Source organism: Enterococcus infantis (genome assembly GCF_049166715.1).
Lineage (GTDB): Bacteria > Bacillota > Bacilli > Lactobacillales > Enterococcaceae > Enterococcus_C > Enterococcus_C leclercqii.
Genome location: NZ_JBMHFB010000001.1, coordinates 365,803 through 382,487 on the forward strand (window position 1 = coordinate 365,803; position 16,685 = coordinate 382,487).

The 16,685-nt window shown below is 45.4% G+C and carries 15 protein-coding genes; 9 read left to right on the forward strand and 6 right to left on the reverse strand.

Annotated features, from left to right (window positions below):
* The first annotated feature begins 173 nt into the window (after window positions 1-173).
* On the forward strand, window positions 174-626 hold the full coding sequence (locus ACOMA8_RS01615; protein WP_421367866.1) for a MarR family transcriptional regulator: 453 nt from the start codon (window positions 174-176) through the stop codon (window positions 624-626).
* 188 nt (window positions 627-814) lie between these two features.
* A complete protein-coding gene (locus ACOMA8_RS01620) occupies window positions 815-2,023 on the forward strand; it encodes an MFS transporter (RefSeq protein WP_421367869.1) in 1,209 nt (402 codons plus the stop codon).
* A gap of 177 nt (window positions 2,024-2,200) precedes the next feature.
* Here ACOMA8_RS01620 and ACOMA8_RS01625 read toward each other — a convergent pair whose 3' ends face one another.
* From ACOMA8_RS01625 to ACOMA8_RS01650, 6 genes are all read right to left on the reverse strand, one after another.
* Window positions 2,201-3,877 (reverse strand): glycoside hydrolase family 13 protein, encoded by a 1,677-nt coding sequence (locus ACOMA8_RS01625; RefSeq protein ID WP_421367871.1) that lies wholly within the window; start codon window positions 3,875-3,877, stop codon window positions 2,201-2,203.
* Between the two features lie 54 nt (window positions 3,878-3,931).
* On the reverse strand, window positions 3,932-4,759 hold the full coding sequence (locus tag ACOMA8_RS01630; RefSeq protein WP_421367874.1) for a PTS system mannose/fructose/sorbose family transporter subunit IID: 828 nt from the start codon (window positions 4,757-4,759) through the stop codon (window positions 3,932-3,934).
* A 9-nt stretch (window positions 4,760-4,768) separates the two neighbouring features.
* Entirely contained in the window at window positions 4,769-5,593 is an 825-nt protein-coding gene (locus tag ACOMA8_RS01635) for a PTS mannose/fructose/sorbose/N-acetylgalactosamine transporter subunit IIC (RefSeq protein ID WP_161898504.1), read from the reverse strand.
* An 88-nt stretch (window positions 5,594-5,681) separates the two neighbouring features.
* Window positions 5,682-6,692, reverse strand: a complete 1,011-nt coding sequence (locus ACOMA8_RS01640; protein ID WP_421367876.1) for a PTS sugar transporter subunit IIAB — start codon at window positions 6,690-6,692, stop codon at window positions 5,682-5,684.
* Window positions 6,693-6,826: 134 nt separating this feature from the next.
* A complete protein-coding gene (locus ACOMA8_RS01645; RefSeq protein ID WP_421367878.1) occupies window positions 6,827-7,810 on the reverse strand; it encodes a LacI family DNA-binding transcriptional regulator in 984 nt (327 codons plus the stop codon).
* A 399-nt stretch (window positions 7,811-8,209) separates the two neighbouring features.
* Window positions 8,210-9,277: a D-alanine--D-alanine ligase gene (locus ACOMA8_RS01650; protein ID WP_421367880.1), complete on the reverse strand. Its 1,068-nt coding sequence runs from the start codon at window positions 9,275-9,277 to the stop codon at window positions 8,210-8,212.
* 360 nt (window positions 9,278-9,637) lie between these two features.
* Between ACOMA8_RS01650 and ACOMA8_RS01655 the strand changes: the two genes are divergently transcribed.
* From ACOMA8_RS01655 to ACOMA8_RS01685, 7 genes are all read left to right on the forward strand, one after another.
* On the forward strand, window positions 9,638-11,386 hold the full coding sequence (locus ACOMA8_RS01655) for an ABC1 kinase family protein (RefSeq protein WP_421367882.1): 1,749 nt from the start codon (window positions 9,638-9,640) through the stop codon (window positions 11,384-11,386).
* 284 nt (window positions 11,387-11,670) lie between these two features.
* On the forward strand, window positions 11,671-12,999 hold the full coding sequence (gene rsxC, locus ACOMA8_RS01660) for an electron transport complex subunit RsxC (protein ID WP_421367885.1): 1,329 nt from the start codon (window positions 11,671-11,673) through the stop codon (window positions 12,997-12,999).
* Complete coding sequence (locus tag ACOMA8_RS01665) at window positions 12,996-13,949, forward strand: RnfABCDGE type electron transport complex subunit D (protein WP_421367887.1); 954 nt, start codon at window positions 12,996-12,998, stop codon at window positions 13,947-13,949. The genes rsxC and ACOMA8_RS01665 overlap by 4 nt, the downstream gene beginning before the upstream one ends.
* The gene (locus ACOMA8_RS01670) at window positions 13,946-14,509 is read left to right on the forward strand and encodes an RnfABCDGE type electron transport complex subunit G (protein ID WP_421367889.1); all 564 of its coding nucleotides are present in this window, start codon (window positions 13,946-13,948) and stop codon (window positions 14,507-14,509) included. Before ACOMA8_RS01665 ends, ACOMA8_RS01670 begins: the two co-directional genes overlap by 4 nt.
* Before the next feature lie 2 nt (window positions 14,510-14,511).
* Window positions 14,512-15,207, forward strand: a complete 696-nt coding sequence (rsxE, locus tag ACOMA8_RS01675; protein WP_421367892.1) for an electron transport complex subunit RsxE — start codon at window positions 14,512-14,514, stop codon at window positions 15,205-15,207.
* A complete protein-coding gene (locus tag ACOMA8_RS01680; RefSeq protein ID WP_161898513.1) occupies window positions 15,198-15,788 on the forward strand; it encodes an electron transport complex protein RnfA in 591 nt (196 codons plus the stop codon). Before rsxE ends, ACOMA8_RS01680 begins: the two co-directional genes overlap by 10 nt.
* 15 nt (window positions 15,789-15,803) lie before the next feature.
* A complete protein-coding gene (locus ACOMA8_RS01685; protein ID WP_421367895.1) occupies window positions 15,804-16,619 on the forward strand; it encodes an RnfABCDGE type electron transport complex subunit B in 816 nt (271 codons plus the stop codon).
* Window positions 16,620-16,685 lie beyond the last annotated feature (66 nt).

Below are 16,685 nucleotides of genomic sequence, written 5' to 3' on the forward strand. Positions count from 1 at the left end.
AAGTTTAACCTCTCAAACTTGCTGTCTTTTTCATTTTCGATTGTACCACAACCATGCCTGTCCGCCACTTCTCCTTGTGCCCATGTTGTTGATTGGAAAGCAAAAAATGCTATACTGGTGTCATTGAAGATACTTTCTGGAAAAACGATAGCGATTTTAAGGAGCGAGCTACTATGAAACGTCAGCAACAACTGATGGCACAATTGACAGATTTGACAAACGAGCTGGTCTGGATCAATCGTCCGGCTATGGAAAAGGAGCTGCAAGGCTATAAGCTCAATGAGATCGATCTGATTGAAAAAATTGCACGGATTCCTAATCCTAACGTTACCAAACTAGCAGCTGCCAGCTATATGACTCGTGGCGCCATCAGCAAGCTCACTAAAAAGATGATCGAAAAAGGGTTGATTGAAAATTATCAATCGCCGGAAAACAAGAAGGAAATTTACTTTCGCCTGACCGCAGCTGGGGATACCCTCAATCGCCGCCATCAAAAACTGCATGAAGAATTCGCCCAACGCGACGCTGCGGCCTTTGCAAATATGACAGATGAAGAGTTCGATACGGTTTTTCGTTTTATTGGCCGCTATCGGGAACATTTGAAACACATGTTGAAAGATTCGTGACACCTCACTTTGGCAGCCTCCATTTTTGGAGGTTTTTTTATATATTGTTTTTGTTGACGAAGAAACAAAAACAGTGTAGACTCCATTTTGTTAACCAGGAAACAAAAATAAAATTCCGTCCAGAGCTAACCAGCTGAACACTTGTCTTCTCGTTTTCAAATAATCTTCGCAAATAAAGGAGTCTTTTCATGAATAAAGCAACACTTAATCCTCACGCTGTAATCTTCGGCTTCATTTCCGTTTTTCTAACGGGACTGGGTTTGACCATCGTTACTCCAGTCTTGCCTTTTATGGTAGCCCCCTACGTTTCAACTTCTCACCAAGCTACTGTGGTCACTTTACTGGCCGCGGCATATGCGGCAGCGCTGTTTGTGGCCGCACCAGTTTTAGGTGCCCTCAGCGACCGTTTTGGACGCAAACCGGTACTGCTGCTTAGCTTAGTGGGGGCAGCTGTCGGTTATGTGATTTTCGGCATCGGCGGCTCCCTCTGGCTGCTTTTTATCGGCCGCGTCATTGATGGCTTGACTGGTGGCGAAATCGCTGCTCTTTTTGCCTATTTTGCTGATATCACACCTCCCCAGCAGCGAACCCGCTACTTTGGTTGGATCAGTGCCGTCGTTGGAATCGGTACTGCTTTAGGGCCGGTGATTGGTGGATTTTTGGCAGCATTTGGCAATAGCGTTCCTTTTTTTGTCGGTGCTGCCATCAGTCTATTAAACGCTGTCTATGGTTTCTTCTTTATGCCGGAGACGTTAGAACCCGCTAAGCGCTCTTTTGCAATCCGCCTAAGCCACTTGAATCCGTTTAGCCAATTACATGGTCTTTTTTTACTGCCGAATGTCAAAAGATTATTACTGGCGGGTTTTCTCCTTTGGCTTCCCAATGGTTCGCTACAAGCAATTTTCGCACAGCTTTCTTTGGATAGCTTTTCTTGGCAACCGGCAGTCATCGGTCTGATGTTTGCCATGATTGGAATCATGGACATTCTCGTTCAGACCTTCGTCATGCCATCTTTGCTCCGAGTGCTTAACGACAAACAGATTACCAAACTCGGTATGCTGTCAGAGATCAGCGGCTATCTGTTGCTGCTGCTCTCTATTTCTGGTAAATCCCCACTGCTTTATATTGTCGGCATGATTTTGTTCAGTTTTGGCGATGCTGTTTTCGGTCCTGCTTACAACGGTCTTTTGTCCAAATCCGCAAACCAAGCGCAACAAGGGCAACTACTAGGCGGCGCACAAAGCATCCAAGCACTGGCGCGAGTCGCTGGACCGCTTCTCGGTGGTCAACTCTATTTATTCAGTCATGCTACTCCAGCTTTGATGGGGATTTTGGGTATCGGAACTGCACTTTTCGTTTTGAAAACTGTGGTTCCACCGAGAGTCCCAACTAACTAACGCTATTTACAAAAAACGCATGAATTTAACGATTGCTCGTTCCTTCATGCGTTTGGTGGAATTGTGGTCACAATTATTTATTTTTGAATTCTTTTCTAACCCTCCCATAACTTACGGAGACGAGCTGTTGCGAAAAATGTCATCTCTTGCGGGAGTGTCTTTTCAACCTGTACAAAATTAGAGTTTCTCAGTCTTGGTACCACTCTCATAGATGAAGCTTTCATAAGGTCTCAATCGACTTTGAGCTAACGAATCTTGATAATTACTGAGTCGGATTTCCCCCGCAGCTAACGGCAAAAGAGCCTGTAACTCTTGCGGTGAATCGGATAAATTTGCCACCACCAACCATTTTTTTCCTTGAAGGCTGCGCTCATAAGCAAAAATCGTCGGATGTTCCGGCAGTAACAGACGGTAGCTGCCTTCTTTCAAAATTGCTTCTTCATGACGAAGACGAATCAATTTTTGGTAATAATGGAAAACTGATTTTTGAGCTTTTTGATCGGCCAAAACATTAATATCCGGATAATTTGGATTGAGTTGAAACCAAGGAGCCCCCGTGGAAAAGCCGCCATTGGCTGAATCGTTCCAAGGCATCGGCGTGCGGGCATTGTCGCGACTCACCTTATGGACAGCTGCCAAAAATTCCTCGGCTGTCAAAGTCTGTTGTTGTTCAACATAATGTTGGAAATTTCCTTTCAATTCCACATCGATATAATCAGCAAGGGGAAATTTCGGATTTGTCATCCCGATTTCTTCTCCTTGATAGACAAAGGGTGTTCCTTTCATTCCGTGGAGGATTGTAGCAAAAGCAGTAGCTGACTCATAACGATAAACGTCATCATCGCCCCATCTGGAAACGATTCGCGCACGGTCGTGATTTTCAAAGTAGAGGGCATTCCAGCCTCTTCCTTCGAGTTCTTTTTGCCACTGACTCATGATCTGTTTTAATTGGATAAAATCAGGTGCTTGTAATGCCCAACGATCATTGACGTCTCCTTTTTTACGATCGATGTGCATGTGTTGGAAGGTAAAAACCATGTCCAATTCTTGTCGTTTGGGATCGACCAGCAGATGGGCATCTTCTGCTCCAGAGGCTGGCGCTTCCCCCACACTCATCATATCAAATGGGGTTAACACCTTTTGATTCATCTCGTGAATAAATTCATGCATCCGGGGCCCGTTGTGCTGATTATTTTTTGCAAAGGGGCGGGGATTATCAGGAAAGTCCCAGTCCTTTGAGATTGAAGTAATGACATCCAAGCGCCAACCATCGACGCCCAGGTTTTTCCAATAAATCATCATGTCATAAATGGCCTGTCGAACTCGCGGATTTTCCCAATTTAGATCCGGCTGCTCTTTGGCATAATAGTGAAGATAGTACTGCTGTCGAGAATCATCCCAGGTCCAAGCAGATCCGCCAAAACTTGATCCCCAATTATTCGGTTCTGACCCATCTGCTTTTCCGTCTTGCCAAATATAAAAATCACTATAAGGATTTTCCTTTGATTTACGGCTTTCTTGAAACCACTGGCATTGATCTGACGTATGATTGGCCACAAAATCCATGATAATTTTCAGGTCTAATTTATGTGCCTCACGAATGAGCTGTACCATATCTTCATTGGTGCCAAACATTGGATCAATCTGATAATAATCACTGATGTCATAACCATTATCGACTTGAGGTGACAGATAAACCGGACTCAACCAAAGAGCATCTACTCCCAGCTCTTTAAGATAAGGCAATTTTTCTTGGATCCCTGCCAAGTCCCCAATCCCGTCACCATTGGCATCCTTGAAACTTTTTGGATAGATTTGATAAATAACGGCATCTTTCCACCATTCGTTGCGCATACTGTACATCCTTCCCGTAATATCCGAGTTTACATTGTTCTAAAACAAACTTTCTCAAGCAATCCCTGTTACAGATAACAAAATCCCCAGCAAAATTAGCCCCACAATCAGCACATTGATTGAGACATTTTTCTTTTTCAAGAGATAGAAGCAAACTAAGGTAACACTTAGAGGCAAAATGCCGACAAAGATTTGATCCAGCATTTCTTGCGTCTTCATTACAACTTCGCCATCCATCATCATGTTCCATTTGATATCCAGCTTCACCATCTGAGAACTCATCGCCCCGACCATCATCAAACCGACAACACCTGCTGCCTTTGTCAGAATATTGATCATGCCGTTTTCATAGAGACTGGAAATGTAAGTAGATCCCAGTGTGTAGCCCAACTTTCCCCCTTGCCAACGCAGAAACTGCACCGGTATGTTGAAAAGCAGTAAAAAGACAATCGGTGCTAAGACATTACCAGATTGCGCAAGACTCACTGCGACTCCTGCTGCAATGGTTCGCAAAACTCCCCAAAAAACTGAATCACCAATGCCTGCCAGTGGCCCCATTAAACTCGTTTTTACCGCATTGATTGAATCGACATTGAAATCTGTCTTCAAATGATTTTCTTTTTCCATCGATGCCGTAATTCCCAAAATAAAAGGGTACATCGCCACGTTCGTATTGAAGTAGGCCATCTGTCTCACCATCGCTTGACAACGTTCTTCTGCTACGGGGTAAAATTCATCCAAGAACGGTTGCATCGCATAAGAAACCCCAGACGCACCTTGTTTAGATGGCGTTACCGCAGAATAAAGCGTAAAGGAACGCCAATAGAGCTGCCGCAATAATTTCTTTTCTTTTCCTGATAAGTTGTTCGCTGTCTTTTCCATGTCAGCCTCCTATTTCAAAAAATCGTCTAGTTCAGGGTCAACAGAGGTACTTTCGCTAATCGACTGCTGCTTAGAAGTGTGTTTGAAGGTTTCCTTCAGGTGCCGAATATCCAAGTCACGACTTACAATCACCAGTGCAATAATGACCGCAAAGGCCGCCACAGCAATCAAAGGAATCTTCAAGTACGCTACCAGTAAAAATCCTAAGAAGAAATACACAGCAATTTTATTTTCCCACATCATTTTTAACAGCATGGCCATCCCCACTGCCGGCAGTAGATTACCAGCAATACTGAGCCCGTTAAGCAAGTTTTCCGGAATCATTTCCAAGACGCGTTGTGTGGCCTTTGACCCTACCAAAACTGCAAAGAAAGGAATCAATGAATACAGCGCCCACTGCAGTCCCCACAAGCCAAAATGAAGTCGTCTGATTCCCTTTTCTCTGCCTTCTTCTGCGTAGCGATCAAAGGTTGCCGCAAATGGTCCTACTACACCAACATACAATAATGTTTTGATTTGTAAGCCAATGACCCCCAAAGGAATGGCAATAGGAATGGCTACTTCAACACCGGCACCCATATTGATGGCAAAAACCGTCGCCAGGGCTGTTGCCAAACCAGGCTCTGCCGAACTGGCACCCCCAATATTGATGACTCCCATAAAGACGGTTTCCAGTGCCGCACCAATTAAAAGTCCGGTCTGTATATCTCCTAGCAAAAGACCGAGCAAGGGACCTATGACGATGGGCCGACCAATCATGGTAAAGCCTAATAATTCCTGTCCCCCTACTGTGAAAAAGACCACTAAGGCTGTAACAAGTGCTTCATAAAACATTCTTTTTCCTCCTCACAAGCTTTCGCAGCAAAAATAAATTTGTCAGCTGCGCGCTTTTCTCTCTACGTCAAACCCAACATGGTATGAATCAAAGAAACTCTGTTGCCAACACTTTTTTATCCGAAGGCAGGTTTTGCAACGCTGCTTCAGGATAGAGGGTAGCCAGCTTTTTCAAACTAGCCATTTCTTTAGCTGACAGCATAACAAACTGTGTCAGCGTTTGCTTTTCTTCTGTCACTAATTTCCCCACATTGCCGATATTTAAGTACTTCAGGTTAGGTACTTTTTCTGCGAGTCTCAACGCATCGGTGACCGTTTTAACTAAGACCAGCACACGAGTTTGATGGATTCTAGGATCTTGCAGGATTTCAGCAACGTTGTCTAGTGAGCGAATCAGCACTTTTACCCCCGAGGGAACAGCCATTTTTAAGGCCATCTGTTGGGTTTGATCTGCTGCTGCTTCATCGTTGGCAACAATAATTCCATGCAGATTCAGTGCTCGAGACCATACCATAGCAATTTGGCCATGGATCAATCGTTCATCTACCCGCAAAGTTGTTTCTAAAGGAGCCAGTTCAGTGTGTGACAATGTGGGTACATTTTCAGTTTGTACCGCTTTCATTCCGGAACTATTTTTAATGCTCTCATCACTTGCTGCTTGTGCTTCTCTGTCCTCTGCTGCCAGCTGATTACCTTCTTCTTGATCCACCGTGCTTAGATTTTCTACCAACTGCATTGCTTGTCTGGCCCCGGTAATGAAGCCTTCGAGGTTTTCTTTGGTATAAACCTCTGCACCAAAAATAATTTCAATAATAAGCGGCAAGTTGAATCCGGCAATCAGGAACACATTTTTTCTATCCGCAGCAGCTAATGTCAACTTTTGATTGACGCTGCCTCCAAATAAATCCGTAAAGATTACCGCTTGATCTACTGACTCTAACCTTGAAAAGAACTCACTGATCTGCTCTTCAATTGCCGGCTCATCCTCCATATAGGCTGACATATAAGTCACATCTATCTCGGTTCCTACAAACAACTCCAAGGTGCTTTTAATTCCCTTTGCCATCTTGCCATGAGAGGCGATAACAAATTTTTTCAACGTAACTCCTCCTTTTTGGAACGTTCCAAATATAGTTTAAAAAAAGAACGCTCCTGATTTGGAACGTTCCAACCAAGTGTTGAGTAGAGTATAACTCATCCTGTCCACTATGACAAGTATTTTTTTAAACGGTTTCATATGCTCGTCCCACCGGGAATAAATTTTACCGGCAATACGATTTCTTCAGCAGGTGCGGGCCCTTCTTTATTCAACAGCTCTTCTAGAATGCTGACACAAGTTTCTGCCATTAGTGCCACCGGCTGACGAATTGTGGAGATAAATTCTTCTTGCTCGGGATACATCTTACTCCCGTCGAAACCGATAATCTGGAGATCTTTTGGCACGCGACGCCCGGCCTTTGTTAATAACTCCATAGCAAAATCCGCGTACTGATCCGCCACCGCAAAAATTCCGTCAACTGTCTCGACTTCCCCAGATTCCTTCAAGTACGTTGCCAAGGCTGGATAAAACGTCTCCTCATGATGCTCACCCCAAAAAACTTCACATTCCAGTCCGTGTTTTCGACAACAATCAATAAAGCCCCTGCTGCGCTGCCCATAGCTGGCTTCGGTATGAGTCGTAGTTCTAGTGATTAATAACAAGTTCTTCGCTCCTGAAGAAATGAGCTTTTCTGCTGCCAACACTCCCCCTTGATAATTGTCTGAAGAAACACAAGGAATACGCTTGGAAATCTTATTTTCAATCGAAACAATCGGCAGGTTTTCCAAGTGCTGTTGCGACAAATCACTGTAAGACATGGTGATAATTCCCGCCACCTTTTGCATCTGTCCCATGTGAATATATTCGATTTCTTGCTGAATATCATTATTTGAATTGCAGAGAATCATTTTATATTCTGCTCTTTGTAAGGCTTGTTGCATTTCGTAAGTCAATTCTCCAAAAAAAGGCGTTCTAGTGGTGGGTAAGATAAACACCACGATATCTGATCGACTGGTTTTTAACTGACGCGCATTTGTGTTCGGGATATAATTCAGTTGATTGATTGCATTTTGAATCTTCACTTGAGATTCTTCCTTGATTTTGACGCCATTGATATAGTTTGAGACTGTTCCTCGTGATACACCTGCCAATTTGGCAACGTCATTCATCGTAGGCATCCGTTTCCTCCTTTCTGACCAGCGACAGGTATTTCTTTGATAACCTGATCATTTTTTCTGAATAGTACCATAGATTCAGTTGATTTTCTATCCAGCAGGAAAATCGCTGCTCACCACACAGCACTTTATCATCCTGTTTCTGGAAAGCGGGTATATTAAAAGGAGTTGCGACAATTGTCTAGTCCCCTCCTCCAAAGCAAGCCACAGCAAGGATGAGCCACAAACAAAAAAGTCACTTCCATTAAAAACCAGCGGAAGTGACTTTTTTTCATTGGCCTGTTGCGACTATTTGCTAACAGCCATTTTCTTGTTCATCTATTGAAAATTTCGCCAGTTATCCCTTAGAAGTGATCGCTGTTGTGTTGCTTTGTCTTGTGTTCTTGGATCTTATCCGTTATTTCAATTAACTTCTGTCAAAAACTCGTGGCGCTGTGCATAGCGGTTTAGACCAAGTTGAATCAATTCTTCGATTAGATCACCATATTTCAGACCCATTTTGTCCCACAGAGAAGGATACATCGAAAATTGAGTAAAGCCTGGCATCGTGTTCAATTCATTTAAGAAAAGCTCATTTTTATTAGTCAGGAAGAAATCACAACGAGACAATCCGCTGCCGCCTAACATTGTATACGCATTTTTGGCATATTCTTGCGCTTTTAGTTGCACATCTTCTGGAATCTCTGCTGGAATCTGCATCACAATTTTGTTGTCGATATATTTAGAATTGTAATCATAAAATGCCACATCTTTGACAATCTCCCCGGGAACAGTCGTCCGAACGTCTTCATTACCTAAGATTGCTACTTCGATCTCACGGGCTTCGATTCCTTGTTCTACGATAGCACGGGTGTCATATTTATACGCTTCATGCAGCGCATTTTGTAGTTCTTCGCGGTTCTCAGCTTTGGAAATTCCTACGCTGGAGCCCATGTTGGCAGGTTTCACAAACATTGGGTACAACAAGGTTCCTTCGCACTGTTCAAAAATCTGTTTAGGATTTTCTTTCCATTGATTTTTCAACACTGGGACATAAGGCACTTGCGGGATGCCGCCTGCTTGCAGGACATACTTCGTCATAATCTTGTCCATGCCACATGCACTAGTCAATACACCGGTGCCCACGTAAGGCATATCAATGGTTTCCAAAAAGCCCTGAATAGTGCCGTCTTCCCCATTTGGTCCGTGCAAAAGCGGAAAAACAATCGCGTCATCTTCTTTGATAGCAGAAGGCTGAATCTGTTCCCCCGTAGGATCTTTTACGTCTGCCCCCCAGCTCAGATGCAAGACTTCTTCTGATTTTGGTGCTTCCGTCAGTAGCGGTCCTTTGATCCAGTCGCCGCTTCTTGTGATATACAGCAATTGCACTTGATAATAGTGATAATACACTGCTTGTAGGACGGAATACGCCGACAAAATAGAAACGTCATGTTCCGCGCTGCGCCCTCCGTATAGCAATACGATTTTCAAAAAATATTCCTCCCATTTCAGTCGATCTGAAGGCTGATGTAAGCCCTGTGCTACACCGCATTTCATTTCGGCTTATGCTCAAAGTTGGTCAGCTCAGTGAAAGCCACTGCTGCTGTCAATCTTTGTGAAGTCCCATCTTTTAACTCTTCCACATTTTAGCATAAAGCCTAAAGAGCGACAAATTAATTTATGAGGTGGCAAAACCCGCGTCAGATAGGGATTACTTGTTATTATCAGCGATATCTTCTACTATTGAAGTAACAAGCCGTGAAGCGTTGGCAGTCTTCTAAGCGCCGGTTGATCCAGGAGCATCTGGTCTGGATTGGCGACTCACTCCCCACCAAGAAATGAGGAAGTCTTATGACAGGAACCGATCAAACAAAAACCAAACCACAACGTTTAAAAGAGATTATCGCAGTCTTTCATAAATACAAGGTCCTGCAAAATCTATCCAAGCAGACGAATCCTCAGGCGGTCCGGGACGCTTTTGAAGAATTGGGCCCCACCTTCATCAAAATCGGGCAGCTTTTATCCGTACGTACAGATATTTTATCACCGGAGTATATTCAAGCCTTTAAATCACTGCAAGACAATGTAAAGTCTGATGATTTCAGCAAAGTAAAAGTATTATTGGAGCAAGAATGGGAGTTGCCCCTTGATGTAATCTTCGAGGAATTTCAGGAGACGGCCTTTGCCTCGGCTTCTATCGGTCAAGCACATTTAGCCATCCTCAAGGGGGGACAAAAAGTTGTAGTTAAAGTTCAACATCCGGGAATCGTGGCGGACATCCATGTCGATCTTGCCCTTTTTGAAAAGGCGATTCCCCTGATCCGCTATGTTCCGGAATCTAACGTGGTAGATGTCAAAAGTGTTTTGGCAGAAGTCCGTCGTTCGTTGGATGACGAAACTGATTTCACCAAAGAAGCAGCCTATGCCAAACGCTTCTATCAGCTGAATAACGGTTGGCAGCAAGTGAAGGTGCCAAAGGTTTATGCAGAATATTGTACGAGCCGGGTGCTTATTTTAGAATTTATGGAAGGTCGCAGTTTGCGCTATCTATTGGAGGCTGACCCGCAGCAGATTGCTTTTGGCGATACGAGTGTTAAAGAGTTGAAAAAAGAACTGGGTATGCTGCTGGTGGAAAGTTTTATGAAACAAGTATTTGAAGATGGCTTTTTCCACGCCGACCCGCATCCAGGCAATGTCTTTTTTCATCATGTTCCGGCAAAAACTACGACTCAGGCACCGGCTTTTCGCAACAAAGAGCGCGCCGGCGTCTTTGCGGGAGTGGATTATCATTTGAAATGGCAGGATCCAACTTCTCTGCCGCCTTTTCAGATTATCTATCTGGATTTTGGGATGATGGGAGAGTTGCCAGATCAGCTACGTTCTCGGTTAATCGACGCCTTATTGGCTTTGTACACACAAGACGCCCAGCAGTTGGGGGATGCGGTCCTCCGGCTTTGCAAAGTGGAAGGCCCTTTTGATGAGGAACGCTTTTATGCTGAGTTAGGTGTTTTTTTGGATCGCTACTACAATTTAGCCATCAAAGATATCGACTTGCAACGAGTTTTGGGGGAAGTCATCCAGATTTGCCACCAAAATAATCTGCAGATGGTTCACGAGATTACCATGCTGATTAAAGCCTTCAGCACGTTAGAAGGGGTCATTGAGGAGTTGGATCCAGAGCTTTCTTTAATGGAAGTCACTCAGCCCTATGCGCAAAAATATTATTTACAACAGATTGATGTGACAGAAACCGCCAAACGATTGGGCCTTGATCTGATTAAAAGCGGGAAAAGTCTGCCTAAATTACCGGACCGTTCACTGCAGGCATTGGAGACCTTCACTCGCGGCAAGACCCATTTGACTTTGAGCTTCAAAGAACAAGAGCATCTGCTGGGTCGGATTGAAGCAATGGTCAATCGGTTGATGGTTGGTCTCATCTTGGCAGCTGTGATTATCGGCTCTTCGCTACTGGTCAGCGCCGAGCCGGCTCGGGGAGCAGTTTTCGCCGACAGTTTGGGGATTTTCGGATATATCGTCGCCTTAGCCGTCATCCTGTTAATCGTGGCACGACACTTATGGCGACAATGGCGCAAAAAATAGCCTGAATCACTCTTTGCTTTTTCAAAATAAAATAACTGATTAAAAACAACCCTTCCCAGCCTGGAAAGGGTTGTTTTTTTACATCTCGTTTCCACTCTGTGAAAAAATCCGTTTCTTAAGGCAACTGAATACGATTCTCAATTATCAGTAAAATCACTATTAGTACGCTATCGTAAAGGGGTAGTCACACGTTTTTCATCACAAAGCTCGTTGTTCCTGACAAATGGGAAAGCTATAATAAAGACAGCGCTTTAAAATACATTTTTATGAAGGGACGACAACCTATGTTAGCCCAAGCTATCGCAAAATTTTGTGGCGGTGTTCTAGTGCCGCATCAAAAAACTACCGCTGAATCAGCAACGATACCCCTGCCTGCTCCTAAGCTGCTGATTTTGCCTTTGCAACAGCATATCGGTGCCCCTTTGCGACCGGTAGTCAAAGCCAAAGAGACAGTAAAAGTTGGTCAGCTACTAGCAGACGCCGATGCTTACGTGTCTGCCCCGCTTCATGCGCCGGTCTCTGGAAAAATAAAGAGCATTAAACCCATTCTTTTGGCAAACGGGCAGATGATTGACGCACTGCATCTTGAAAATGATGGGGAATTCACTTTGTTTCAAGAGCCCGCTCCGATTCTCATCCAAAGTAAAAACGACTTATTGCAAGCTGCTCGTGCCAGTGGTTTGGTGGGAATCGGTGGTGCCGGCTTTCCGCTTCATGTCAAATTGGCTGCTAAAGAGCCGCTGGATACCTTAGTAATTAACGGTGCCGAATGTGAACCCTACATCACCTCCGATTACCGTGAAGCCATGGAAGCCACCGATCGGATCATCGCCGGAATGCTAACTATTATGACGCAACTGGCAATTTCCAAGGGCATCATTGGCATAGAAGACAATAAACCCCAGGCAATTACTGCATTGGCTGAGGCTCTCAAGCGGCATCCCGACCCCGAAATTGCCCAGAAAATTCAAGTTATGACGCTGCCTTCTCGTTATCCTCAAGGAGCAGAAAAGATGTTGGTCTACGGTTGCACCGGCCGTAAAGTTCCACCCGGCGCTTTACCCGCAGCAGTGGGCTGTTTGATCTTGAACATTTCGACGGTTTCACTGCTTCAACATTATTTGAATACCGGGCTCCCCCTGATTACCAAACGGGTCACTGTCTCAGGTGACAATATCCGCCAGCCGCAAAATCTGCTCGTGCCGGTGGGAACGCCAATTAGTGACGTCTTGGCCTTTTGTGGCGGATTAAAAGAAGAAACTAACGCCAAACTGATTTTGGGTGGACCCATGATGGGAATTGCCCAGTTCGATCTGGGGTTGCCAATTACTAAGCAGACCAATGCGATCACCTGTCTATCCGCAGCCTCGGCCACACAACCGCAAGAAATGGCCTGTATCCGTTGTGGTCGTTGTTCCCGTGCCTGTCCGATGAATCTTTTGCCATTGGAAATCGAGCGCTCTCTTAAAAATCAGGACAGCGAATCATTGCAAAAACTTCAAGTAACTGCATGTATGGAATGTGGTTGTTGTTCCTTCGTTTGCCCCTCCAATCGCCGCCTCGTGCAATACATGCGAGAAGGCAAAGTCATCGTCAAGGAGGCCGAAAAATGACCGAAGAAAAACTTATCGTCACCTCATCTCCTCATCTTCACAGCGGTGCTTCTAGTGTCACCATCATGAGAGATGTGCTTTTGGCATTAGTCCCGGCAGTACTCGCGGCCACTGTAATCTTTGGTCCTCGTTCGCTGTTAGTAATTTTGACCTGTGTGACCAGCTGTGTGCTGAGTGAATTCTTATTCCGACGATTTTTGAAACGCACTTATTCCATTTATGATCTGACTGCAGTGATTACCGGGGTTCTTTTGGCATTGAATCTGCCCGTATCGATTCCCCTATGGATGGCTGCGATTGGCGGATTCGTCGCTATCGTCATCGTTAAAGAATGCTTTGGCGGGCTTGGACAAAACTTCGTCAACCCTGCTATTACGGCTCGCATCGTATTGCTGATGTCTTTTTCTTCTGCGATGAGCGTCTGGAATTCTCCCTTTTATTATTTGCATCATGGCGAAGATGTCGTAACCTCTGCCAGCTATTTTCAAGCGCTGCAAACTGGCGGCCCACTGCCATCATTATTGGATATGTTTCTTGGGATGCGTTCTGGCAGTCTAGGGGAAACTTCAGCACTGGCGCTGCTTTTGGGCTCTGGTTACCTGTTGTATCGCCGTATCATTACACCGACCATTCCGCTGATTTTTATTGGAACAGTTGGCGTTCTTTCCTTATTTTTAGGAGGTGACCCTCTGTCTCAAATGATGTCCGGTGGGCTGCTCTTAGGGGCAGTCTTTATGGCCACTGATTACACCACGTCCCCTACCACTGCTGTCGGTCAGGCAATCTATGCGTTTGGTTGCGGATTGATTACTGTTTTGATTCGCTTTTACGCGGCCTTACCAGAGGGCGTTTCTTATGCCATCTTATTGATGAACATCATCACGCCCCTGATAGATCGCTACACGATTCCCAAAGCTTTCGGAACCAAAAAGGAGGTGAGTCACTCATGAAGACTATCAAAAGTATCTTGAGTGCCACCTTGTGTCTGGTAGTCATCTGTCTGGTAGTGACCGGTGCTGTGGCAGGAACCCGCTATGCCTTTTCTGATGAAATCCTCCAGCAAGAACAAGAACAGCAGCGAAAGACTATGTCCAAACTGTTGAAAGCCGAGGATTATCAACTGCTGACAAAAGAAAATGATGAACAAGGGCAGTTTTATCAAGCACTGACTGCTCAAAAAGTAACTGGCTATATCGCTGTCACGGCAGCTTACGGCTACGGTAGCGATGTTTCTGTGATGACGGCAATCACCGCTACTGGTCAGGTGGCGGGTATCGAGATTTTAGATGCCTCACAAGAAACACCGGGACTTGGTCAAAATGTCACCCGCAAAGACTTTACGGAACAATTTCGGGAGATTACTGCTGCACCGGCCGTCACAAAAAATACACCGACCGCAGCTGATGAAATTCAGGCCGTGACTGGTGCCACCAGATCTTCCAATGCTGTAGCAGCTGCGGTGACTAAAGCATTGGCACTGTACGACGCTTTTGCAAAGGAGGATAAGTGACCATGGAAAAAGAAAAACTTTCTACGGTTTTTTCAAAAGGAATTATCAAAGAAAATCCAGTGCTGCGGCTGATGCTGGGAACTTGTCCGACACTGGCTGTCACCACCAGTGCCATGAATGGATTAGGTATGGGAATCGCTGCGACAGTCGTTTTAATTGGGTCCAACATCGTCATCTCTGCCTTGCGCAATATCATTCCCGATAAGGTTCGAATTCCCGCCTTTATCACGATTATTGCCGGCTTTGTAACCGTGGTTCAACTGATTATCAAAGCCAAAGCGCCGGCTCTCGATGCTACTTTGGGAATCTACTTACCTTTGATTGTGGTCAACTGTATCATCCTCGGGCGAGCCGAAGCTTTTGCCAAAGACAATCCCGTGCTGCGTTCAGCCGCTGACGGTTTGGGCATGGGCATTGGTTTTACGTTAGCTCTTTTGTGCATGGGCGGCATTCGGGAACTCCTCGGTGCCGGAACTTTTCTAGGCTTTAGCATCACTCCCAATTTCGTGACGCCAATGACCATCTTTTTACTGCCTCCTGGCGGCTTTTTCGTCTTTGGAATGTTGGTGATGCTGGTCAATCGCCTCAGTAATCGTCCAGCAGCTGAACCTGATTGCAGTGCTTGTCCCATCGCGGATGCTTGCGGGCTAATCGAAGAACCGGCCGCCAAAAAGGAGGGTGACGCACCATGCAAATGATGATTACCATTTTAGTTGCCGGAATTTTGACCGATAACTTTGTCTTGTCACAATTTTTAGGAATCTGCCCATTTCTCGGGGTTTCTAAAAAACTGGACACCGCTGTGGGAATGTCGGTGGCTGTGACTTTCGTCATGTTCTTGGCGACATTGGTGACCTATCCACTGTACGCCTGGGTTTTGGTTCCGCTGGGCTTAGACTATCTGCAGACCATCGTCTTCATCTTGACAATTGCCGCTTTGGTTCAATTAGTAGAAGTCATCATCAAAAAATACCTGCCACCCTTATACAATGCTTTAGGAATCTATCTGCCGCTAATCACCACCAACTGTGCTGTTCTCGGAGTGACCATTTTGAACTTCACCAAGGATTACAGCTACGGACAAAGTCTCATCAATGCCTTAGCAGCTGGTCTGGGCTTTTTATTGGCAATGGTTCTCTTTGCCGGCGTGCGCCAGCGCTTAGAAACTGCCGATATTCCCGAAGCCCTGCAAGGAATGCCGATCACCCTTATCGCCGCTGCTATCGTTTCCATGTCGTTTCTGGGCTTCGCCGGCTTGGCAGAAGGCTTGTTCAAATAGAAAGGAGCTTGAAGCATGTTTGAAAGTATCCTGATTCCCGTTGCCATCGTCTCCGGTCTGGGACTGATTGCCGGTGTCGGTTTATCGATTGCTACCATTATTTTTCAAGTCCCGGTTAATGAAAAAGAAGCTGCGGTTCGCAATCTTCTTCCCGGAATCAATTGCGGCGCCTGCGGTTTTTCAGGTTGTGATGGCTATGCCAAGGCACTTGCAGCCGGCACAGCGGAGGCCAATCTGTGTGCCCCCGGAGGAGCTGAGGTGCGACAGCAGATCAGCAGCCTTTTGGGCGTCGAAGCAGCAGAACTGCGTCCCACCGCTGCCTTTGTTGCCTGTAATGGTCGGTGCGGTCTGACAAGCCAGAAAATGACTTATCAAGGAGCTGCCACTTGTTATGCGGCCAATCAAATCTTTGGTGGACAGCAATCCTGTCAATACGGCTGTATGGGCTTTGGTGATTGTGTGACAGCCTGCGCCTATGATGCGATCCATGTGGTAGACGGCGTGGCTGAAGTTGATCCCTTGAAATGTGTCGGCTGTCTGCAATGTATTGCCGTTTGTCCCAAACAGCTAATCAGCATGAAGCCGATCACCGGTGCACCAGCAGTTGCTTGTCTCAACCTTGATAGAGGAGGTAGCGTTCGGAAGATTTGCGAAGTTGGCTGTATCACTTGCAACCGCTGTGTCAAAGCCTGTCCCACTGATGCTATCACGATTGAGAACAATGTCGCCGTCATTGATTTTGCTAAATGCACCGATTGTGGCGAATGTATCGCCGTCTGTCCCCAAGATTGTATCGTAAAAGTCATGAAAAAAACCGCCGTAACTGCTTAAAAAACGACGGTGACAGTGGCGTGTCATCCTTTCAAAGCAAATAATACTAAACCTCAGACACCAAAA